This is a genomic window from Listeria weihenstephanensis (genome assembly GCF_003534205.1).
GTDB lineage: Bacteria > Bacillota > Bacilli > Lactobacillales > Listeriaceae > Listeria_A > Listeria_A weihenstephanensis.
This window is the reverse complement of the sequence record NZ_CP011102.1, coordinates 1,640,056-1,662,274: the sequence shown is the minus strand read 5'-3', so window position 1 is coordinate 1,662,274 and position 22,219 is coordinate 1,640,056. Positions and strand designations below refer to the sequence as shown.

Annotated in this window: 21 protein-coding genes; 2 read left to right on the top strand and 19 right to left on the bottom strand. The window is 40.4% G+C overall.

What is annotated here, in order from left to right:
• Positions 1-136 precede the first annotated feature (136 nt).
• From hfq to UE46_RS08075, 4 genes are all read right to left on the bottom strand, one after another.
• A complete protein-coding gene (gene hfq / locus UE46_RS08090; RefSeq protein WP_036062214.1) occupies positions 137-370 on the bottom strand; it encodes an RNA chaperone Hfq in 234 nt (77 codons plus the stop codon).
• 133 nt (positions 371-503) lie between these two features.
• Complete coding sequence (miaA, locus tag UE46_RS08085) at positions 504-1,430, bottom strand: tRNA (adenosine(37)-N6)-dimethylallyltransferase MiaA (protein WP_036062409.1); 927 nt, start codon at positions 1,428-1,430, stop codon at positions 504-506.
• Between the two features lie 79 nt (positions 1,431-1,509).
• Positions 1,510-3,180, bottom strand: a complete 1,671-nt coding sequence (locus UE46_RS08080) for a glycerol-3-phosphate dehydrogenase/oxidase (protein ID WP_036062213.1) — start codon at positions 3,178-3,180, stop codon at positions 1,510-1,512.
• Between the two features lie 206 nt (positions 3,181-3,386).
• On the bottom strand, positions 3,387-4,115 hold the full coding sequence (locus UE46_RS08075) for a glycerophosphodiester phosphodiesterase (protein ID WP_118907529.1): 729 nt from the start codon (positions 4,113-4,115) through the stop codon (positions 3,387-3,389).
• A 280-nt stretch (positions 4,116-4,395) separates the two neighbouring features.
• Between UE46_RS08075 and UE46_RS08070 the strand changes: the two genes are divergently transcribed.
• On the top strand, positions 4,396-6,231 hold the full coding sequence (locus tag UE46_RS08070) for an acyltransferase family protein (protein ID WP_118907528.1): 1,836 nt from the start codon (positions 4,396-4,398) through the stop codon (positions 6,229-6,231).
• Positions 6,232-6,285: 54 nt separating this feature from the next.
• On the opposite strand, the gene UE46_RS08065 is transcribed toward UE46_RS08070, so the two are convergent.
• From UE46_RS08065 to UE46_RS08035, 7 genes are all read right to left on the bottom strand, one after another.
• Complete coding sequence (locus tag UE46_RS08065) at positions 6,286-6,930, bottom strand: hypothetical protein (RefSeq protein ID WP_036062212.1); 645 nt, start codon at positions 6,928-6,930, stop codon at positions 6,286-6,288.
• A gap of 25 nt (positions 6,931-6,955) precedes the next feature.
• A complete protein-coding gene (locus tag UE46_RS08060) occupies positions 6,956-7,261 on the bottom strand; it encodes a hypothetical protein (protein ID WP_118907527.1) in 306 nt (101 codons plus the stop codon).
• Positions 7,262-7,414: 153 nt separating this feature from the next.
• Positions 7,415-7,882, bottom strand: coding sequence for an S-ribosylhomocysteine lyase (locus UE46_RS08055; protein ID WP_036062407.1), 468 nt, complete (start codon positions 7,880-7,882; stop codon positions 7,415-7,417).
• Positions 7,883-7,950: 68 nt separating this feature from the next.
• Positions 7,951-10,401, bottom strand: coding sequence for a DNA topoisomerase IV subunit A (gene parC / locus UE46_RS08050; RefSeq protein ID WP_036062211.1), 2,451 nt, complete (start codon positions 10,399-10,401; stop codon positions 7,951-7,953).
• Entirely contained in the window at positions 10,398-12,365 is a 1,968-nt protein-coding gene (gene parE, locus UE46_RS08045) for a DNA topoisomerase IV subunit B (RefSeq protein WP_036062209.1), read from the bottom strand. The genes parC and parE overlap by 4 nt, the downstream gene beginning before the upstream one ends.
• 221 nt (positions 12,366-12,586) lie before the next feature.
• The gene (locus tag UE46_RS08040; RefSeq protein WP_036062206.1) at positions 12,587-13,006 is read right to left on the bottom strand and encodes a CoA-binding protein; all 420 of its coding nucleotides are present in this window, start codon (positions 13,004-13,006) and stop codon (positions 12,587-12,589) included.
• 79 nt (positions 13,007-13,085) lie between these two features.
• Complete coding sequence (locus UE46_RS08035; RefSeq protein WP_036062205.1) at positions 13,086-14,387, bottom strand: purine/pyrimidine permease; 1,302 nt, start codon at positions 14,385-14,387, stop codon at positions 13,086-13,088.
• 191 nt (positions 14,388-14,578) lie between these two features.
• On the opposite strand from UE46_RS08035, the gene plsY reads away from it, so the two are divergent.
• A complete protein-coding gene (gene plsY, locus UE46_RS08030; protein ID WP_036062204.1) occupies positions 14,579-15,172 on the top strand; it encodes a glycerol-3-phosphate 1-O-acyltransferase PlsY in 594 nt (197 codons plus the stop codon).
• Positions 15,173-15,213: 41 nt separating this feature from the next.
• On the opposite strand, the gene UE46_RS08025 is transcribed toward plsY, so the two are convergent.
• The 8 genes from UE46_RS08025 to trmFO all read right to left on the bottom strand — a co-directional run bounded on the left by UE46_RS08025 (position 15,214) and on the right by trmFO (position 22,158).
• Positions 15,214-16,080: an aldose 1-epimerase family protein gene (locus tag UE46_RS08025; protein WP_036062203.1), complete on the bottom strand. Its 867-nt coding sequence runs from the start codon at positions 16,078-16,080 to the stop codon at positions 15,214-15,216.
• Complete coding sequence (locus tag UE46_RS08020; protein WP_036062201.1) at positions 16,074-16,394, bottom strand: hypothetical protein; 321 nt, start codon at positions 16,392-16,394, stop codon at positions 16,074-16,076. Before UE46_RS08020 ends, UE46_RS08025 begins: the two co-directional genes overlap by 7 nt.
• An 18-nt stretch (positions 16,395-16,412) precedes the next feature.
• Positions 16,413-16,832, bottom strand: a complete 420-nt coding sequence (locus tag UE46_RS08015; RefSeq protein ID WP_036062198.1) for an acyl-CoA thioesterase — start codon at positions 16,830-16,832, stop codon at positions 16,413-16,415.
• A 96-nt stretch (positions 16,833-16,928) separates the two neighbouring features.
• Positions 16,929-17,708, bottom strand: a complete 780-nt coding sequence (gene codY, locus UE46_RS08010; RefSeq protein WP_036062197.1) for a GTP-sensing pleiotropic transcriptional regulator CodY — start codon at positions 17,706-17,708, stop codon at positions 16,929-16,931.
• A gap of 21 nt (positions 17,709-17,729) precedes the next feature.
• Entirely contained in the window at positions 17,730-19,127 is a 1,398-nt protein-coding gene (gene hslU, locus UE46_RS08005; protein WP_036062195.1) for an ATP-dependent protease ATPase subunit HslU, read from the bottom strand.
• A gap of 14 nt (positions 19,128-19,141) precedes the next feature.
• On the bottom strand, positions 19,142-19,675 hold the full coding sequence (gene hslV, locus UE46_RS08000; RefSeq protein WP_036062193.1) for an HslVU peptidase proteolytic subunit: 534 nt from the start codon (positions 19,673-19,675) through the stop codon (positions 19,142-19,144).
• Between the two features lie 21 nt (positions 19,676-19,696).
• Positions 19,697-20,629 carry a tyrosine recombinase XerC gene (gene xerC / locus UE46_RS07995; RefSeq protein WP_051493023.1) on the bottom strand — a complete coding sequence of 311 codons (933 nt, stop codon included), beginning with the start codon at positions 20,627-20,629 and terminating at the stop codon, positions 19,697-19,699.
• Between the two features lie 224 nt (positions 20,630-20,853).
• A complete protein-coding gene (gene trmFO / locus UE46_RS07990; protein WP_036062189.1) occupies positions 20,854-22,158 on the bottom strand; it encodes an FADH(2)-oxidizing methylenetetrahydrofolate--tRNA-(uracil(54)-C(5))-methyltransferase TrmFO in 1,305 nt (434 codons plus the stop codon).
• Positions 22,159-22,219: the final 61 nt, after the last annotated feature.

The window sequence follows — 22,219 nt, the reverse complement described above, 5'->3', positions numbered from 1 at the left end:
CAATCACTTCATCTCCCTATCGTAGCATAAATAGGCACACAAAGAAAGATGAAAACCATTATAAAAAACCGAATGCGCGTACCCTGTAAAAGCAGTACACAACACCCGGCCTCGTTTCATTTTTAATCAACGACGTCTATTCGTCATCCGATTTCAAGACAACATTTTTTTGTGGAGAGAATGTCGAAATCGCATGTTTAAATACAAGTTGGTGCTTACCATCTACATCAAGCAACACCGTGAAATTATCAAAGCTGATAACTCTGCCGCGCAACTGGAATCCATTTGTTAAGAAGACCGTTGCTAAAATTTTCTCTTTCCTCAATTGATTTAAATAATGATCCTGTAACCCTTGCCCACCTTGTTTCATAGTAAATCGCTCCTATTCTCTATCTTACTTTAGCTATCTTCATTTTAAACGAAATGCACAAGAAGTACAAATGGCACCTCTAAAACAAAGATTCTTTTTCTCCGCTAGTTTCAAATACCCTGTTTCGCACCAATTAAAACAACTTATTATCTTCTAAAAATTGCTTTATTTCGCCTGCAACGACATCATTTATAGACGTTTCTTCCACATCAAACCATTCCACATCCATCCGATTTCGAAACCATGTCAATTGCCGCTTCGCAAAACGTCTAGAATTTCGCTTGAGCAGCTCAATCGCTTCATCTAACGGTATTCTCCCATCAAAATAAGCAAACAGTTCTTTATAACCAATACCTCGCGCCGCAGGAACATCACGCAAACCAGTATCATAGAAAAGGCGCGCTTCTTCAAGCAACCCTTGATCCAGCATCATTTCCACACGTAAATTGATCCGTTCGTAGAGTTGTTCACGTTCCCTTGTCAAACCAATAAGCAACGGCTGAAACTCACTCATCTGCTCCTTTTGGTTTTGCAAATCAGAAAATCTCTTCCCTGAAAAATGATACACTTCTAGCGCTCGTATTAAACGCCGTGGATTATTCTCATGCAACTTTATCGCGCTTTCTGGATCCACCTCGCGCAACATTTCAAGCAATGCTGCACTTGATTTCCCTGCTAATTCCTCGCGATAAGCCGTATCACCATCCACTTCTCCAAACGTATAATCAGAAAGTACCGATTGTACGTAGAGACCCGTCCCACCAACGAGGAAAGGAATTTTACCAGACTCCCAAATCTTTCGAATAAGGCGATGCGTTTCTTGCTTGAATTCAGATACATCATAAGGTTCACTCGGTTCTCTAATATCAATCAGGTAATGCGGCACACCAGCCATCTCTTCTTGCGTAACTTTAGCTGTCCCAATATCAAGCCCGCGATAGACTTGCATAGAATCACCGCTAATAATTTCACCACCGAATTTCTGCGCCATCTCAATGCTAAGCGCTGTCTTTCCAACCGCTGTCGGGCCAACGATCACAATAACGGGAATTTTGCTCAAAAAAACCTCCCCTTCCATATCTCCTAATGTATCACAAAATAGAGATTTGTAAAGAGAGGTTTTTTACCAGTTCAAACGTTTAATGCCAGTCAGCAGGTTCGCGTGCATCATCAATTTGTGTTTGCAATTCTGAAACTAATTGTTCTTTGGTCTGCGCATCCCATTGGAATAAATGATCCATATCCGCGATCACTTCGTCTTTCCACTCCAACAAGTAAGGCATATCGAATAACAGATAACCCGTGCGACGAAGCAAGAAATCCACTGGATGAATGACCGCTTCTTGATAAATGGCATAATGGAGTTGCGCGAATAAACTATTTGGTAGCGGTGATGTTCCATTTTCTTTATGCTCTTGTGCGTAAGTGAAAACATGATCGATATTTGAGCCATAACGTTTAGCTAATTCACGACCTTCTTCCAGTGACCAACCAAAACGATTATTTCCTTCTTTCGCTTTTTTCTCAATAAAGGCGTCAATATTATCCGAGCCACCGACGTCACCACCAGAAATCGCTAAATGATGCGTTTGTACTGGTTTGAATTTCTTTCCTGATTCTTTTGCTAAAGGTTTACTAACTTCATCTAACAGTTTTTCTGCCATTTTACGATATCCTGTTAATTTACCACCGGCCATCGTGATTAGGCCACTTTCAGAGAACCAAACCTCATCTTTACGCGAAATTTCAGAGGGATCTTTTCCTTCTTCATAAATCAACGGACGGACGCCAGCCCAGCTTGATTCAATGTCATTTTCACTAATGTTGACGTCTGGGAACATATAGTTAATCGCTTTAATTACGTATTTATGATCTTCTTCGTTCGCCTTAGGATTGATGACCATTTCATCGTACACGGTATCTGTTGTTCCCACGTAGACTTTCTTATCACGAGGAATAGCAAAAACCATGCGGCCATCAGGTGTATCAAAATAAACTGCCTGCTCCATCGGGAATTTCGTTTTATCAATAACTAAGTGAATACCTTTCGTTAAACGAAGATGCTTATTGTTTGTTGTGTAGTCCATTTTACGAACGCGATCCACCCAAGGTCCTGCGGCATTAATCACGCGACGTCCACTAATATCAAAAACTTTACCTGTAATTAGGTCGCGTGCTACCACACCAACGACATGTTTTTTATCGTCATACAAGAAGTTTTCCGCTTTCGTATAATTAATAACTTTTGCGCCTAACTCCACCGCTTTTTTCATAACTTCAATGGTTAAACGGGCGTCATCCGTACGGTATTCCACATAATATCCGGAACCTTTTAAACCTTCTTTTTTCACAAATGGGTTTTTAGCTAGCGTTTCTTTTGCAGATAAAATTTTACGGCGTTCCTCTTTTTTAACACCTGCTAAGTAGTCGTATAAACGAATACCGAAAGATGCGCTAAGTTTGCCCATATTTCCACCCTTATGAAACGGTAACATCATCCACTCTGGAGTTGTTACGTGCGGCCCATTTTCATACACAATCGCGCGTTCTTTTCCTAGCTCTGCGACTTCTTTCACTTGGAATTGTTGTAAATAGCGCAAACCACCGTGTACAAGTTTCGTAGAGCGACTTGATGTCCCTGCTGCGAAATCTTGCATTTCAATCAACGCGACACTCATGCCACGAGAGACAGCATCAAGTGCAATACCTGCACCTGTAATACCGCCACCTACAATAACTAGATCAAATGTTTCCTCCGTCATTTTTGTTTGAATCGTTTCTCTGTCGAATGCTGAAAATAATTGTACCATCTTGTTTTCCCCCTTCAGGACTCTAATACAGTTTATCTATTCACCATCTGTTTTCCACAATTTGCAGGTTTTGAAACCGTTACACAAAAAAAGAGAGACTACAAAACAAGCGATTGCGCTCGCCATTTGTAGTCTCTCCGTATCTCAGACAATAATAAATATTAACTTGTCACCAATTATAGTACATATTACCTTGAAAAGTAAAGCTATTTGTTCCGCTCATTTCGAGCTTTCACCGCTTTTTCTGGAAAATCAGTCATAAAGCCCAATACATCCTCATCAAATAGCGTATCCATCTGGCTAACCTGATTCGTGGTCCAACATCTCGTTGGAATATTCGCGAGCGATTCGTGGTTTCGCAGTTTGAACGGCGGATTAATGCTATCTAATTGAAGTTCATCCATCTTTTCTACCGCGGCCTTCACATCCAAGCCAGTGATTGCGGAAAGCACCAGCGTTTTATCAAGCGTCCTTAAACGTGTTAATGTATCTAGATTAAACGAACAAAATATAAATGTAAAATGATGCTGATGTTCTTTGCACAGCTCCAATACTTTCTCTTCTATTCCTGGATAATCATAGACATCTGTCTTTAATTCAATGTTCAAAATCAGCGGATCATGCTTCAAAGCAACGAGCACTTCTTTTAATGTTGGTATTTTCGTTTTCTTAAATAGAGCTCGCAAACGTTTTTTATGACCTTGATGCGCGTCTAATTTTTTGATTTCCCTTAAGGTAAGTTCCCGGACTACCCCAGATCCATTTGTCGTACGATTCACTTTATCATCATGAATTACGATCGGAATGCCGTCTTTGGTCAACTGAACATCAAGCTCTATGCCATCAGCGCCAGATTCTACCGCCGCCAAAAATGCTGGCAACGTATTTTCAGGATGTGCGCCTGAACTACCTCGATGCGCAAATATTTCTGTCAAAGCCCTCATCTCCCATTTTATTATTCTTCGGTATCTATTATACAAAACTAAGACAAATGTCTCAAATTTAATAAATTATCATGTTTTTGCTCCATATAGAATTACAGTATCGATGACATATGTTATGATAGAGAAGTAAGAAATACGCTGTAACAACATGTTTTATCTCCTACATAAAGTGAAATAAAACGGCTCACAAGATAGTGTTTCTACCACATTACATTAGCAATAAAATTAGGAAACATTCTTTCCATATGGATTTGCAGTTAGGAGAGATCAGATGGAGAGATCCACTCGCTATAAAAGAAAATATGTACCAAGCATTGATGGGCTCCGAGCGTTAGCAGTTATTGCTGTTATCGCCTATCACCTCAGCTTCGGCTGGGCTTCTGGTGGTTTCCTCGGGGTTGACGTCTTTTTTGTTTTATCTGGTTACTTAATCACGAATATCCTATTATCTGAATGGGAAAAAAATGAACGCATTGATTTAAAGAAGTTTTGGCTAGGACGCTTCAGACGTTTAATTCCAGCTGTCTACTTGATGATTGTCGTCGTTGTCGTTTTTGCCGTCATTTTTAATCGTCCACTTCTTGCTACACTTAGAGGTGATGCGACAGCCTCCTTCCTTTATCTAAGTAACTGGTGGTTCATTTTCCATAACGTCTCGTATTTTGACTCATTCGGAATGGCATCGCCTCTTAAAAATCTATGGTCTCTCGCTATCGAAGAGCAGTTTTATATTATCTGGCCACTCTTTATATTCGGTGCTTTAAAATTTATCAAAAAACCAAAGAATATTTTGCGAATCATTTTAATCGCAGCTCTGGCCTCCGCAGTTTTGATGGCGATCTTATACTCACCTGATGCGGATCCTAGTCGTGTTTACTATGGTACAGACACGCGTGCATTTGGCCTTCTTCTTGGCGGTGCTCTAGCTTTTGTTTGGCCATTTACAAGGCTTTCTCCCAATATTCCTAAGCAAGGAAAAATTGCAGTGAACGTTGCTGGAACGGCAAGTGTTTTAATCTTTATTATTTGTGTTGCAACCGTAAACGAATACGATTCCTTCTTGTATCGTGGCGGTATGTTCCTCATTGCAATCAATTCCATTGTCATGATTGCGACGATTGCTCATCCTGCGTCCTATTTAAGTAAAATATTCAGCTTCAAACCATTGCGCTGGATTGGCATGCGTTCGTACGGTATTTACTTGTGGCATTATCCTATCATCACGTTAACGACGCCTATTACTGATGTTGGCACTCCAAACTTGTTACGCGCAACACTGCAAGTCGCCGCGACGCTTCTTATCGCCGAAGTTTCTTATCGCTTCATTGAGACACCAATCAGAAAAAATGGTTTTATCGCTTATATCAAATCGTTCCGCCTAACAGAATTGCTACACTGGCGCGGTTATCCTATTGGAAAATGGGCTTTTATCGGCAGCCTCGTCCTTATTTTAGGATTTTTCACGTTAGGAATGAGCAACTTGATTTCAGTAAAAACGAACGCAGAAGGAACTCAAAAAACACATGTCAAAACAGTCGCTAAGCCTGTCACAACTACAAAAAAAGACCCACCACCAGCGGCAACCACCACCACACCTAAGAAAAATGCTGCGCAAATACCTATAGTTACACCAGATCAAATAAAATACACGCAAACCGTCGCAATTGGTGATTCGCTCATGATTGACATCCAACCAAAACTAGAAAATGCGGTCCCAAATATTGCAATCGACGGCTTAGTCGGTAGACAAATGGCGGATGCTTTAAACACAGCCACGCAGTATAAGAAATATAATTCAAAAGGCAGTGCGGTTATCCTAGAACTCGGAACAAATGGCCCCTTTTCTCTAAAGAAAATGGAATCCTTAGTCCAAATGTTCGATAAAGCCACCATCTATCTTGTGAATACACGCGTTCCGCGAGCCTGGGAATCTGAAGTAAACACAGCTATTGAAAAAATTGATGCGGAATACGACAATGTTATTCAGGTGGATTGGTACAGCCTGGCCATTGATCATCCCGAATACTTTGGTAATGACGGCGTCCACTTAACAAAAAAAGGTGTCACAGCTTATGTCCAACTACTAACATCCAAAATGGTACATTAAAATAAAGACCGCGACGCTCACTATTTTTTGTGACTGTCGCGGTTTTTTTGTATCTTATAAGAAAACGAGGCGTTCTTCTTCGTTAAATAATGTTTGAATTTCATTAGATTGGAATAAAGCATCTTGTTCTTGGTAAAATAAATAAAGCATTAACACCCGATCAAATGCAATCCTGACAGCAATACTTTTAGGGCGCACAAGTGTTTCACGATGTTGTTTTCCTTTTAAATCAATATAAAAACTGCGTCCAGAATCCCAATCTGTCTCTAAATTAATCGAGTCTGGCTTTTGTTCATTTTCAAAGCTGTATAAATGTCTTGGAATATGTAGTTTTAAGAATACCGCCAATGCACGTTCAACCGTTGCAACATCAGGGCTAAGATCGTAATCTGTATCTTGTAAGTATGCATGAATTTTGCGAACATATTTCTGCCGATAATGACTGCGCATCGTCCATAAATAGAAGCTTCTAGCGCCCTCTCGCTCATCAGTGTAGCTCGCCAAATGTTCTTTTTCAATAACCTGTTCTTGTTTATTTCGTATATAAAAATAATGCCACTGCTCGCTTTTATTTAACCGTTCGCGCTCCAGCCGATAATAATCTTCATCTGATTCATGGTACGTTTCCACACCATTCTTCTTCACAATAATGCGCTCTCCACGTTGTTTTAATAAACGACAAATACGTTCTAATTCCATATAAAACTAATCCTCTCTAAAACAACTATTCTTCTATTTTTAAATATCCATAATCAATTAGGTTCTTGATAGAAGCAATAATCCATAATTCTTTTTCCACATGCACACGTCCTTTTAAGTAATGACGCATACTATTATCGACCGCATCCATCTGATTTAAGACTTTTTCACAGGCTGTTTCAAATGGTTCTATCACAATATATTTAGCTGATTCCTTTTTTTGTTTAGGTTTCTTTTTTTTAGGTAATCCCTGCAGCTTGTTCACAGCGTCATTAAACCGGCATAATTTTATATCCATCTCACTTTGATGCATAATAGATATTCTGTTCATTATTATCCACCTTTCCAGAAAATGCTTGCTATAACCATATGTTCCCGCTTTCACGGAGCCAATAAAAGAAGACCACCCTAACAGTGATCTTCATCGTTGTGTATATATATACAATTTAGCATACTTCAGCTTGCCTGTAAATGCTTTTTCTAGCTATTCCCCAAATACTTGTGGCCATTCAGACTTTTTATCTAAAAATGCTTGCGCTAACTCTTTAGCACCTTCTAGACTATGACTTGCTGCCCAACCACATTGCATTTCATTACAAGCCGGAACTTCCGTAGCATTTAAAACATCTGTTAGCGTTTTTTCAAGAATAACTAGAACATCGTCGTAGTCTGTATGATTAATAAGTGACATGTAAAAACCCGTCTGACAACCCATTGGACTAATATCTACAATTTTATCAGAATGATTCCGAGATAATTCTGCCATCAAATGTTCAAGTGAATGAAGCGCAGGCATTTCCATATGCTCCTTATTTGGTTGCATGAAGCGAACATCATATTTATAAATTTCGTCTCCATGATCTCCAACTTTTTGTCCTGCTAAGCGAACATACGGTGCTTTTACTTTCGTATGATCCAGATTAAAACTCTCTACATTCATTTTTTCAGCCATCTTATTACATCCCTTCGCCATATATTAGAATATTCCTAGAGCAAAATTTGTACTCTAGGAATATTTCTTTATTCTACCGTATTTTCAGTTATTGTTGCTAGTGATAGCCATGTTTCAACTGGTACGCCTTCTAGTTGCTCGTCCATAATGAACGAACCATTTGAATAGCGATCAGTCACACGTAAGTTCGCAACTTCCATATTTACAATAACTTCTTTATTTGTCGCAATATGAATAACGTCTTTACTACTCGCTAAATCCAGGCTAATAAAGCGATGTGGGCTACTTTTCAGTTCGCGGAGCATTAATAGCCCGCGTTTTGCCCTTGTAGTTGGTTCGAACTCTGTTAATTTCATACGTTTAGCTGATCCGCGTTGTGTTAGCAAGACAAGATCTCGTTTTTCACTTGGGGTAATGGCTTTCGCACCAATAATGAAATCGCCATCTTTCAAGTTCATTGCCTTCACACCAGCAGTTCTAGCACCAGAAAGCGGTACTTCACTAATAGGGTAACGTAAACCGTATCCATTTCGGCTGGCAAGGAACACATCTTCATTTCCAATCACTTTTTCTACGGAAATCAAGCGATCATCGCCTTTTAAGTTGATACCCATTAATGTCTTAGAATAGCGCTGTGGTTTGTAATTTAATACAGCAGATGCTTTAATCATGCCATACTTCGTGACAAACAAGAAATAATCGGTTTCGCTAAATTCTTTCATTGGAATCGCTGCTACAACTTCTTCCTCAGCAGACGTATCGGACACGAGATGACTCACGTGATCGCCAAGGTTTTTCCATTTAATGTCTGGAAGCTCATGCACTGGGCGATAAATATAATTCCCTTTGCTTGTGAAAAGTAAGAGAGAATCCATCGTGTTCATCGTTTGAATAAAGATGGCATGATCCGTCTCCTTCATCGATAAATCTTCCCCATTTGACGCCGTATAAGAGCGCATACCTGTGCGTTTTACATAGCCTTCTTTGGTCACAGAAACAACAACCTCTTCACTAGCAACAAGAACTTCCGTATCAATTTTGATTTCAGAAATTTCGTTCTCAATCACCGTTAACCGAGGTGTTTTATATTTTTTCTTAATTTCGTTAAGCTCTTCTTTTAAACAAGCAATCAGATTATTTTCATCACCTAAAATTGCTTCCAGTTCCGAAATCTGTTTCGCAAGCTCGTCTGCTTCTTGTTGTAGCTGTGTGATATCCGTATTTGTTAAACGATATAGTTGCAAGGAAACAATTGCCTCTGCTTGCTTTTCGCTGAAATCATAGGTTGTTTGCAGATTTAATTTCGCATCACGTTTGTCTTTTGAACCACGGATGATCTGGATAACTTCATCTAAAATCGATAGAGCCTTCATAAGACCATCAATAATATGTTGGCGCGCTTTTGCACGTCGAATGTCATACTCAGAACGCTTCGTAATAATCTCTTTTTGGTGCGCAATGTAAGCATCAATCATTGAAATAATACCCATCAACTGTGGACGCTTATTAAAAATAGCTACCATATTGAAATTGTATGAAATTTGTAAATCTGTATTTTTGAAAAGATAGTTAAGTACGCCGTCTGCATTAGCATCTTTTTTCAACTCAATAACGATGCGGAGTCCCGTTCTATCGGTTTCATCACGAACCTCGGAAATACCCTCAATTTTCTTGTCGATTCGCAAATCATCCATCCGTTTTACAAGGGTTGCTTTGTTAATCTCATATGGAATTTCTGTGATAACAATCTGTTGACGACCACCGCGCATATCTTCAATCGCTGTTTTAGAGCGAACAACTACGCGTCCTTTTCCAGTCTCGTAGGCTTTACGAATCCCGTCGATACCTTGAATAATACCGCCAGTTGGGAAATCAGGGCCCTTGATAAGCTTCATAATATCCGACGTCGAGCAGTCAGGTCTATCGAGACGCTTAATAACACCCTCGATCACTTCCGTCAAATTATGCGGAGGAATATCCGTGGCGTAACCCGCTGAAATCCCTGTAGAACCATTGACAAGCAGATTCGGAAAACGACTCGGTAACACGGTTGGTTCACTTGTCGTATCATCAAAGTTAGATACAAAATCAACTGTTTCTTTATCTAAATCACGCAAAAGCTCCGATGAAATTTTTGACGTCCGTGCTTCTGTATAACGCATTGCAGCAGGCGGATCACCGTCCACACTACCATTATTTCCGTGCATTTCAATCAACGTATTACGAACTTTCCAATCCTGGCTCATCCGCACCATCGCTTCGTAAACGGATGAATCACCATGTGGATGATAGTTACCAATAACATTACCGACTGTTTTCGCCGACTTACGGAATCCTTTTTCAGCCGTATTACCTTCTACATGCATCGCAAACAAAATCCGGCGCTGTACAGGCTTCAAGCCGTCGCGAGCATCAGGTAACGCCCGTTCTTGAATAATATATTTACTATAACGACCAAATCGGTCTCCAATTACGTCTTCTAGCGGTAAATCTTGAACTTTTTCATCTGGAGTACTCATTCGCCCGCCTCCTCAATAATCATATTCTCATTTTCTAGAATGCTTTGATCCTCTTCTAACGAGAATTCCACATTTTTTTCAATCCAATCACGTCTAGGCTCTACCTTGTCACCCATCAGTGTCGCCACACGACGCTCAGCGCGAGCGATATCGTCAATACGTACACGGATCAGTGTTCGTGACTCTGGATTCATCGTCGTATCCCACAACTGGTCTGCGTTCATCTCACCAAGCCCTTTATAGCGCTGAATGATGTAGCCTTTACCGATTTTTTGAATTGCAGCATCAAGCTCTTCATCCGTCCAAGCGTAAGCCATCACTTCTTTTTTACCAACACCCTTACTTACTTTATAAAGTGGTGGTAGCGCGATGTAGATTTTTCCAGCTTCGAAAAGAGGCCTCATATAGCGATAAAAGAAGGTCAGGAGTAGCACTTGGATATGCGCGCCATCGGTATCCGCATCGGTCATGATAACAACTTTATCATAATTACAATCACCTACTTCAAACTCTGCGCCAACACCAGCGCCAACTGTATGGATAATCGTGCTAATTTCTTCGTTTTTCATAATATCTGCGAGCTTTGCTTTTTCCGTATTAATAACCTTACCACGAAGCGGCAAAATAGCTTGGAAACGGCGATCACGGCCTTGTTTCGCCGAACCACCAGCCGAGTCTCCTTCGACAAGATACAGTTCATTTCGTTCAGGATTACGCGATTGCGCTGGCGTTAACTTACCAGAAAGCGAGGTTTCCGAACGTTTACGTTTCTTTCCATTACGCGTTTCTTCACGCGCTTTTCGTGCTGCCTCACGCGCCTCACGCGCTTTAATTGCCTTTTTCACGAGTAGCGCACTAGTATCTGGATTCTCCGCGAGGAAATAACCAAGATGTTCTGCAACAACAGCATCCACTGCGGGTCTAGCCTCTTGCGTTCCCAATTTTTCTTTCGTTTGCCCTTCAAATTGGAGCAAGTTCTCCGGAATCCGAATCGAAAGCACAGCCGAAAGACCCTCACGAATATCGCTGCCCTCTAAATTCTTATCTTTCTCTTTTAGCATCGTCACACGGCGAGCATATTCATTGAAAACACGCGTCATCGCAGCCTTCATACCTGCTTCATGGGCACCAGCACCCTTCGTCCGAACATTATTAACAAAGCTCAAAATGTTCTCTGCGTAGCCATCATTAAATTGGAAAGCCATCTCGATCTCAATCGTATTGCTCTCTCCTTCAAACGCCACAACTGGATGAAGTACATCTTTGCCTTCGTTAATGTACTCTACAAAGTTCTTTACACCCTCTTCAAAATGAAACTTCTCTTCCATACCAACGCGTTCATCGATAAGTTCGATTTCCATTCCTTTTAGCAAGAAAGCGGATTCGCGAAGTCTTTCTGATAACGTTTCATAATTGTACGAAGTCATAGGAAAAATCGTTTTATCAGGTTTAAAACGAATCGTTGTGCCTCGTTTAGTTGTTTTTCCAAGCTTACGTAACGTGCCGACTGGTTTTCCGCCGTTCTCAAAATCCATCTCGTACGTAAAGCCATCGCGATAAATCGTTACTTTCAGCCATTCCGATAATGCGTTCACAACCGATGACCCTACACCATGTAGTCCACCACTTGTTTTATACCCACCTTGACCAAATTTACCGCCCGCGTGGAGCACTGTTAAAATAACTTCTACAGTTGGCTTCCCAGTTTTATGCATTCCAACAGGCATTCCACGTCCTTCATCAGAAACGCTGACACTATCATCCGCATGTAAAATCACTTTAATTTTATGACCATATCCAGCTAGCGCCTCATCCACTGAATTATCTACGACCTCATATACTAAATGATGCAATCCACGCGTATCCGTCGAACCGATATACATCGCTGGGCGTTTACGTACCGCCTCAAGCCCTTCTAGTACCTGAATCGAATCATCATTATACTCATTTTTTGAACGACTCATTTTATTTTCTCCTTCCGTTTCCTGTATATATCATGCTGTTTACCCATATCTACCTGCTATTCAAACACTTCCGTTCGAGTAGCAACTACTTTAACAGGATAGCACTATCATCTAAATTAATAAAGCCCTATTCGACTTCATTTTAAAATATATGTTTTTTTACAAGTCAAAAGCCCCTAAAAAAAGAGGCTTCCGTTGCAAACTATTTATCTAGTCTACCATTATCCCTTACCAGAAAGCAAATACTCCACCATAATACAGCGATCCATAATGACTGTATGGCCCTTTTCTTTTAAAAATTGATACGCTTCTTCGTTTGAAACGCCCGATTGTGCCCAAAAAACATCCGCATCGATAGCATCAAATTTAATTGCAATTTCCGGTAAGAATTCAGAGCGTCTGAAAACATCAACAATGTCTACATGCCCTTCAATATCGGCTAAACTTGCTACCGCTTTTTCACCAAGTACCTCGTCCACTAGCGGGTTCACAGGAATAATCGTATAGCCTTCTTGTTGCATACGTTCTGATATTTGATAGGATGTACGTTCTGGATTATCGCTGAGTCCAACAACTGCGATTCGCTTTGCTTTCTTCAAAATCTGATGAATTTCCGATCTTTCAGGATTCAAAATTGCCATCTAAAATCCCCTCCTATAGCACTATCATAGCGGATAAAGAGGGGAAATAGCAAATATTAAAAAGAATAAACGTTGTGAATCAGCGAACTTTTTTTGATTTCGCACCTTTTTCTCGAAACAAGAAAAACTGTTCTAAAATAATGGCAAAAACGCTTCCGATAATCAGACCGTTATTTAAAACAGCGATCACAGCGGCCGGTAATCCTTTTGTTGCAGCGGGTGATAAAAACATCACGCCTACACCTAACATAAGGGAAATACCAATCACAAGATACGCGTTATCTTCCCCAATCGTCACATTTTTAAGCGTCTTTAACGCCATCACCACCATATTCGAGAATAACACAAATGTCACCGCATAACCTACAGGCGCTGGCAATGCACTCATCACATTCATAATTGGTGGAAATAGCGTAATACCACTAACTAACAAACACCCAATCAAAAATGGTTTCAATGATTTTTGGCCAGTTTGCGCTACAAAGCCCGCCGCTCCAGAGATGGGAACCGAACCAATAGCTGAAAACCCGCCACCAAGAAGTTGATTTATACCAGAAATGAACCCGCCACGCTTGTATCTTTTTGGATCGCTCGTTTTATCTCCATCCACAATACCTTCCATCAAACGCACCGAAGCAACTAGATTCGTGATAAGTAATAGCGTGATAAAAATGGCAGTCGTAATGACACCTGAATCAAAAGTGGGTACACCAAAAGCAAACATTTTCGGCAAGTCAAACCAAGCGTGCGCCTCACTCACAGTTGGCGCTTTCCCTGCAATTAAAAATAATCCCCAACCAAGTAGTAAACTAAAAATAACCGAATATTGACGTAACCATAAAATTTTAGATCTTCCAAAAGCAAACGTTGCTGCAACAACAATGAAACTCAAGAGTGCCATCCAAGGATCCATCGTTGGACTATCAGCTGAAATACCGAACATCCCTTTTATAAAGGAGCCGCTTAACTGTAATACGAGTAGCATTAAGTAGACAAACGTAACGGTCGGCGTAAATAACTTGGCCAAAACACCGATAAATCCGCTTACAGCCAAGATAATAAAGAATACACCACTGACAAGTAAACCACCCGATAAAGCTTGTAAAGCCTCAATATTTGACGTATATAGTACTCCAATAAATCCTGCATAAATCGTGAATACGCTCCACCACAATCCCGCTGGACCCTCATGTATCGGCAAGCGATGTCCGAGTAGCCCTTGAAGCAACCCAGCAATTCCTAGTACAAAAATTGTTCGTTGCATAAAGCCCGCCGTATCCGCAGCACTTAATTGGTATAAGTCCGCAATGGCGATTGGCGCTACGATCGCAGCAGCAATCATGAAAATCATCCACTGCAAGGCAGCGATTCCCATTTTCATTTAAAAACCCTCTTTCTTTGTATTATTTTCTAATTATTCCGTCTATAAATAAACTCTTTCCATTTTCCTATTTTACGCGACTTCCCCTCAAAAGTCCATGAAATAATAGAAAGTTTACGGTATTCTATCCCATGTTTTTGTGCTATAATTGCGAGGATACATAGTTCGAATTAAAAGGAGTTTCTAAACAAATGGAAATGATAATTTTACTTTGCTTTATCGCATATATTCTTGGTTCCATCCCATCTGGTTTATGGATTGGCAAATTTTTTTATAAGAAAGATATTCGTGAATTTGGCAGTGGTAACTTAGGTGCTACGAATTCGTTCCGTGTTCTTGGAATCAAACCTGGTATCGTCGTTACGCTGATGGATATACTAAAAGGAACAGCAGCAACATTGTTACCTTTCTTCTTCCAGCTAGATGTTAACCACCATTTTTGGTTACTAACTGGCGTGTTTGCTATCATCGGTCATAGTTTCCCGATCTTCGCAAGATTCAAAGGTGGAAAAGCCGTCGCGACCTCTGCAGGCGTGATCTTAGCTTACGCACCTTGGCTATTTCTGGCGGCATTATTAATATTCGCACTATCTCTGAAAATCAGCAAATACGTGTCCCTTAGCTCCATGATCGCAGCAACAAGCGCTTTACTCATCTCGTTATTCTTCTCTGATTGGATTTTAGTCGGGATTATAGCAGCGATTGCGGCGTTCATCATCTATCGTCATATCCCAAATATTAAACGCATCAAAAAAGGCGAAGAACCAAAAATAACGTGGATGTAATAAAATAAAAATCTGGGCATGTATCGCGCCCAGATTTTTTATTATCCAATTGTAATCGTGTATTCACTTGAAAAATCAGCGCCAACCTCTAGTGTTTCCATCGCTAATTTATCCTTCAACTCAACTGAATTCCCTTTCGAATCTGCAATACCAAACCACGGTTCAATACACAAAAACGGCGCGCCTGGTTTTGGAGTCCAAAGCCCCACATATTTAAATTCTGGGAATCTCACCTTCACAAAATGGCGGTTTTTACGCGAACGAATTGCGATCTCATTTTTCTCTAAACCTTCAAAAATCAGCGCATCATTTGAAAATAAATCATAATTTAACGCTAACTTTCTAGCCATCGCGATTGGTTTCTTTTCACCAGATAAATAAGGCCCATCAAGCGCCAACGTTTCCAAGTTCTCCTCTACACCAAAATCGAGGTAATAGTCCTCAAATGACTCTCCTGCAACGAATGGAATGTTAAACGCAGGATGTGCACCAATTGAAAAATAGAGCGTTTTATCATCTAAATTAAGGACATGATAACCTACATGAATTGTTCCGCCTTCCAATAGATACGAAATCTCTAGAGCGAAACGGAATGGATAAATTGTGAGCGATTCCGCATCAAATTCCAAGCGCAATGTAATCGACGTTTCCGTTTGTTCCTTCACTTTAAATACGCGATCACGTGCAAAACCATGCTGTCCCAAATGAAAAGCCTCGCCCTCAACGAAATACGTGTCCTCGACCAAACGACCCACTGTTGGGAAAAGTACCGGAGAACGCCTTGACCAAAATTCTGCATCACCATGCCACAAAAATTCTTTTTCCGAATTCTTATCAAATATCCGTGTTAATTCGGCACCATCTTCTTTTAATTCTACTAATAAAGCATCATTTTCTAATTTTAACATTCTGCATCACCTTTCAGATGAAACCGCTCAATTTGGTCCCATATACCCTCTTTTTTTAGTACGTTCCATTGTATTTCTCCAAATAAATCATAGTGAGGATAGCCTTCATGGCGCTTATCAATCCATTCCGGTTTGAAGCCATAGGACGCGCCCCAAGCCTCGAGTTTCTCTAGATTTGCACAAGCAACCTTTGTCACCGTTTTTGAGTCAGGAAAGCGCTCATCAAGCCAGTAATGCGTTAAAAAAGCTATTTCACCACTATCTGCTCGCTTTTTCCACGCTTCGAGCTCTGCACGTTTCACGCCAAAAGCCATATCTCATCACCACCACTCTTATTTCATCGCCTCTAAATACGCCTCATGCCATGCAGGGAAAGTACGCCTTGTACTTACTGGCTTAAAATCTTCTTTTCGAACAGCGATATGCTCCGTCTCACCAGAAATATGTATACGCTCGCCGCCTTCTTCCCTAATTTCATAACCATAAATGATTCGAAAACCATCATACGACTTAATCCACGTCCTCACAACTGCTTTTTGACCATATTTCATCGCTTGTTTATACGAAATATGCACATCCAGCACCGGTGAAATATAACCCTCTTGCTCCATATCGAAATAGCGCAGTCCGATACTTTCCAGAAAATCAGTACGTCCAATCTCCATCCACACGAGGTAGTTCGCATGATACACAATCCCCATTTGATCTGTCTCGGCATAACGCACAACAATGGTTGACTCATGATACTTCATTTTACTTCCCCTCCTTATCACATTCCCATTCTACCACGCAAAAAAGACTTCCACAATTATAATAATCGCAGAAGTCTCTATATTTATTTTTTCAGATCAATGGTTTTTTAATTTTTCTAATTCTACTAAGAATTTATCATTTAGCACACGGATAAATGTACCTTTCATTCCTAGAGAACGAGAATCAATAACGCCAGCACTCTCTAATTTACGAAGTGCATTTACGATAACAGAACGGGTAATACCGACACGATCCGCAATTTTAGACGCTACAAGAAGTCCTTCTTTTCCGTTTAATTCATCAAAGATATGCTCAATCGCTTCCAGTTCACTATAGGATAACGAGCTGATCGCCATTTGAACAACCGCACGACTACGCGCTTCTTCTTCAATCTCTTCTGCTTTCTCATGTAAGATTTCCATTCCAACAACCGTTCCGCCATATTCAGCAAGTAACAAATCGTCATCTGTGAAATCATTTTCTAAACGAGAAAGAATCAATGTACCAAGACGTTCTCCGCCACCAACGATAGGAACGATTGTCGTTAAACCTTTGACAAAAAGATCACTATTTTCGATTGGGAAAGCGGTGTATTGGCTAGAAACCTCTAAGTTAGAAGACGTTTCATTTACATTGAAAAGACTGTTCGTATATTCTTCTGGGAATTGGCGCTCTACTAACATTTGTTTCATACGTGCGTTTTCAATTGGTAAAACTTCAGAATAACCTAAAAGTTTACCTTTACGGCTGACAACATATGTGTTTGCTTCGATAACGTCTGCTAACGTGTCCGCCATTTCTTTAAAGTTTACCGTTTTTCCTGCTGCATTTTGTAACATTGAGTTAATCTTTCTTGTTTTTGCTAATAAATTCATTATTAGTCCTCCTAAAAATTTTTATAAAATGAATTGCGTCAAATCTTTATCCATCATAATTGTAGCTAATTTATCATTCACATAACTTTCTGTTACAGTTATTGATTCGAGTGTAATCTCAGGCGCTTCAAAAAGCAAATCTTCTAGTAGTTTTTCTAGAATCGTATGCAACCTTCTGGCACCGATATTGTCCGTCTCTTGGTTGACGTGAAAAGCGATCTCAGCTAACCGCTCTACGGCTTCCTTCGTAAAAATAAGTTCAATATCCTCTGTCTTCAGCAATGCTTTATATTGTTTAATTAGCGCATTATCCGGCTCCGTTAAAATTTTAACGAAATCTTCTTGGGATAATTTATCTAACTCAATCCTAATTGGGAAACGCCCTTGTAGCTCTGGAATAAGATCCGATGGTTTAGACATATGAAACGCCCCAGCCGCTATGAAAAGAATATACTCCGTGTTCACCGTTCCGTATTTAGTCGTCACTTGCGACCCTTCTACGATCGGTAAAATATCACGCTGCACGCCTTCTCGAGAAACTTGCGCATTGCCCCCACCTTGACCACTTGCTATTTTATCCATCTCATCGATGAAAATAATACCCATTTGTTCTGCCCGTAAAATACCCTCCGAAGATACTTCGTCTTGATCGATCAGCTTCGAAGCCTCATCTTCAAACAAAATTTTGCGGGCTTCTTTCACCGTAACTTTACGCTTCTTCATTTTCGCAGGAAAAAGTCCCGAAAAAGCATCTTGCATTCCGCTCATTTGATCCATGCCACTGCCTTGGAACATACCTGCCATCGGACTTTGCTGTTCTTTGACTTCTACGGTCACGATATCATTGTCCAGATCACCATTCTTCAATTGCCATTCAATCTGACTTCTTTTAGAGCGTACTGTATCATCTTCTGGTTCCGTTTCTTCCTCTTGTTGCTGATTTCCACCACCAAAAAGCATCTCTAGCGGATTTTGCGTCGCTTGTTTTTCTTTTTTCTTGCTTGGAGCTAGCAACTTGACGAGACGTTTCTCTGCGTTTTGCTCAGCTTTCACTCGAACCAGTTGCATTTTCTCCTCTTTAACAAGGCGAACCGAAACCTCTACAAGATCGCGTACCATTGATTCAACATCACGGCCCACATAACCAACCTCTGTAAATTTAGTCGCCTCTACTTTTGAAAAAGGCGCGCGGACAATCTTCGCGATTCGGCGGGCAATCTCTGTTTTCCCGACACCAGTCGGCCCAATCATCAAAATATTCTTAGGAATAACTTCATCTCGTATATCATCAGCCATTAAAGAACGACGATAGCGGTTCCTTAAAGCAACAGCAACAGATTTCTTTGCACCAGTTTGTCCGATAATGTATTGATCTAGTTTCTCAACGATTTGGCGCGGTGTTAAATTAGTGTTTGACAAATTGAGTCCCTCCTCTACACTTCTTCTACAATAATGTTATCGTTCGTGAACACACAGATTTCCGATGCAATATCAAGTGCATTCCGAGCGATGTCTTTTGCCTCGAACTGATTGCCATTAAATCGCACCATCGCACGACCTGCTGCTAACGCATAATTCCCACCAGATCCTATTGCTAAAATACCATCATCTGGTTCGATCACTTCTCCTGTACCTGAAACCAAGAGTAATTTCTCGTCATTCATCACAATAAGCATGGCTTCTAATTTACGCAACACGTTGTCACTGCGCCATTGCTTAGCAAGCTCGACCGCCGCACGTTCTAAGTTCCCATTATATTCATTTAATTTACCCTCAAATTTCTCGAAAAGTGTAAATGCGTCGGCAACAGAACCCGCAAAGCCTGCCACGACTTTATCATGAAAAAGACGTCTTACTTTCTTGGCTGTATGTTTCATCACGACTGAATTTCCGAGAGTCACCTGACCGTCTCCTGCCATAGCAGAGTGGCCATTATGACGAATTGCAAATATAGTTGTCAAAGTCAATACGCCTCCGTTTCTAATATACTAAGCTCGGGGATGATGCTTCATGTAAGTTTCCTTCAAATGTTCTTTCGTAACATGTGTATAAATTTGCGTTGAAGAAAGGCTGGCATGTCCCAAAAGTTCTTGCACCGTTCGCATATCGGCACCATTATTAAGCAAGTCCGTCGCAAAAGTGTGACGCAACATGTGCGGGTGAATTTTTCTCGTTAATGCCGCTTTTTCAATCACTCTACTTAAACAATAACGAATTCCTCTCGCCGTCAATGGATCACCATAATGATTAATAAGTAGCGATTGATGATCCTTACCAAAATGAGACATCAGAATCTCTCTACTATCTTTTGTATAATCATTCACAGCGTCTAGCGCAAACGCACCGAACGGAACGTACCTCTCCTTGTTTCCTTTTCCCCTAATTAAAATGGCTTGATAGGTTTGATCAATGTCAGGCAATAGAATTCCAGCACATTCACTCACACGAATTCCAGTAGCGTATAATAACTCAAGCAAAGCTCGATCTCGCAATGTAAGCGGCTCATTATTCTGATAAACTACATCAAATAATGCTTCCATCTCTTGCGAATAAAAAAACTTTGGCAAGCGTAATTGCTTCTTCGCATGTGTTACCGATGCAAAGGGATTCTCATCTATAACTTTTTCTCGCAATAAAAAGGCATAGAAACTGCGCAAACTTGAAATTTTCCTAGCGACTGTTGTGCGAGCAAATTCCTGTTTGCGTAGGCGCGTGAGATAAAGCCTAACGTCCATATATTTCACATCTGTAAAGTTTTTAATAGCTTCTTCCACCATGAAAAGAGAAAATTCATGAATGTCATGAAGATAATTAATATTGGTATGTTCTGAATAATTGCGCTCAGTGCTTAAGTAATCGCTAAATTCCTGCTCCCAATTTCGCCCTGTCGTCACATTTATACACCTCTCAAACAAGTCCATCGTATCACACATGGTGTGATGTTGCAATAATTTTATACATTTTTCGCAACCTTTCGAATTGAACCTAGAAAGTGTAAATTAAAGGATAGAACCTATAGGTATGCGCTTCTGTAAAATATCCCATTATTTAGTTTGTTCATAATATATCAGTAATTATTTCCCTTAACTGCCAAAAACAAGACGATATGGCTTTATTATACCAGAAAGCCATATCATCTATTTTATTAAATATTGGGAATAACTTTCTTCACTGCCTCGATAGCGCGATTCGCATGTTGCTCATTTCTTTCTTGTTTAGCACGAATTTTCGTAGGCAAATCTGGAAACAGTCCAAAATTAACATTCATCGGTTGGAATGTTTTTGTATTCGTGTTCGTAATGTAATATGCCATGCTTCCAATCGCTGTTTCTGGAGGAAACACGACCAAATCTTGCTCAAGAACGAAACGTGCTGCATTTATCCCTGCAGTTAGACCACTTGCCGCTGACTCAACATAACCTTCTACCCCTGTCATTTGACCAGCGAAGAATAAATCAGGACGTGCTTTTAACTGATAGGTTGGCAGGAGCACTTTTGGCGAATTAATAAATGTATTACGATGCATCACGCCATAACGTACAATTTCAGCGTTTTCAAGACCTGGGATCATTTGGAACACACGCTTTTGATCGCCCCATTTTAAGTGTGTTTGAAACCCAACCATATTATAGAGCGTTCCAGCCGCATCATCTTGGCGTAATTGCAAGACAGCATACGGACGTTTACCAGTTTTAGGATCTTCTAAGCCTACTGGTTTCATAGGTCCGAATAGCATCGTTTTAAAACCGCGTTTCGCCATAACTTCAATCGGCATACATCCCTCAAAGAAAATTTCTTTTTCGAATTCTTTAAGCTCTGCCGTTTCAGCAGTCACAAGCGCCTCGTGAAAAGCATAAAATTCATCTTCCGTCATCGGGCAATTAAGATAGGCCGCTTCTCCTTTATCATAGCGAGATTTCAAATATACCTTGTCCATATCAATACTATCTTGCTCAATAATCGGTGCTGCAGCATCATAAAAATACAAGTATTCTTCACCAGTTAACTCTTTTATTTTATTAGCTAAAGCTTCACTAGTCAAGGGGCCCGTAGCAATAATTGTTGGCCCTTCAGGTATTTCCGTAATTTCTTCATGATGAACCGTTACATTTGGATGTTCCTTCACTTTTTCTGTCACATAGCTTGAAAACTCATGACGATCAACTGCTAATGCCCCACCCGCAGGAACCGAAGCTTGATCCGCCGCCTCGATAATAATGGAATCCAGTAAACGCATCTCTTCTTTAATAACCCCGACAGCATTTGTCATTGTATTGGCTCTTAGCGAATTACTACAAACCAATTCTGCAAATTTATCTGTATGATGTGCTGGCGTTTGCTTTACAGGACGCATTTCATATAAATCTACCTTAATTCCACGTTTTGCTAGTTGCCATGCCGCCTCACTACCTGCAAGTCCTGCTCCAATTACATTTACTTTTTTCTCCATATTATCCTCCCAGCAGAACAATAGAGTCTGGGACATACCCAACCAAATAGGCGAAAAATAC

Excerpts from the sequence above, each read along its gene's own strand:
- UE46_RS08015 (WP_036062198.1), bottom strand. The coding sequence starts at position 16,832 with ATGAAGTATCATGAGTCAACCATTGTTGTGCGTTATGCCGAGACAGAT.
- trmFO (WP_036062189.1), bottom strand. The coding sequence starts at position 22,158 with ATGGAGAAAAAAGTAAATGTAATTGGAGCAGGACTTGCAGGTAGTGAG.
- codY (WP_036062197.1), bottom strand. The coding sequence starts at position 17,708 with ATGAATTTATTAGCAAAAACAAGAAAGATTAACTCAATGTTACAAAAT.
- UE46_RS08025 (WP_036062203.1), bottom strand. The coding sequence starts at position 16,080 with ATGTTAAAATTAGAAAATGATGCTTTATTAGTAGAATTAAAAGAAGAT.
- UE46_RS08070 (WP_118907528.1), top strand. The coding sequence starts at position 4,396 with ATGGAGAGATCCACTCGCTATAAAAGAAAATATGTACCAAGCATTGAT.
- UE46_RS08055 (WP_036062407.1), bottom strand. The coding sequence starts at position 7,882 with ATGGCTGAAAAAATGAATGTAGAGAGTTTTAATCTGGATCATACGAAA.
- UE46_RS08035 (WP_036062205.1), bottom strand. The coding sequence starts at position 14,387 with ATGAAAATGGGAATCGCTGCCTTGCAGTGGATGATTTTCATGATTGCT.
- xerC (WP_051493023.1), bottom strand. The coding sequence starts at position 20,629 with ATGGACTTGTTTGAGAGGTGTATAAATGTGACGACAGGGCGAAATTGG.
- UE46_RS08080 (WP_036062213.1), bottom strand. The coding sequence starts at position 3,180 with ATGGTACAATTATTTTCAGCATTCGACAGAGAAACGATTCAAACAAAA.
- UE46_RS08040 (WP_036062206.1), bottom strand. The coding sequence starts at position 13,006 with ATGGCAATTTTGAATCCTGAAAGATCGGAAATTCATCAGATTTTGAAG.
- parC (WP_036062211.1), bottom strand. The coding sequence starts at position 10,401 with ATGAGTACTCCAGATGAAAAAGTTCAAGATTTACCGCTAGAAGACGTA.
- parE (WP_036062209.1), bottom strand. The coding sequence starts at position 12,365 with ATGAGTCGTTCAAAAAATGAGTATAATGATGATTCGATTCAGGTACTA.
- hfq (WP_036062214.1), bottom strand. The coding sequence starts at position 370 with ATGAAACAAGGTGGGCAAGGGTTACAGGATCATTATTTAAATCAATTG.
- UE46_RS08060 (WP_118907527.1), bottom strand. The coding sequence starts at position 7,261 with ATGAACAGAATATCTATTATGCATCAAAGTGAGATGGATATAAAATTA.
- UE46_RS08065 (WP_036062212.1), bottom strand. The coding sequence starts at position 6,930 with ATGGAATTAGAACGTATTTGTCGTTTATTAAAACAACGTGGAGAGCGC.
- UE46_RS08020 (WP_036062201.1), bottom strand. The coding sequence starts at position 16,394 with ATGGCTTTTGGCGTGAAACGTGCAGAGCTCGAAGCGTGGAAAAAGCGA.
- plsY (WP_036062204.1), top strand. The coding sequence starts at position 14,579 with ATGGAAATGATAATTTTACTTTGCTTTATCGCATATATTCTTGGTTCC.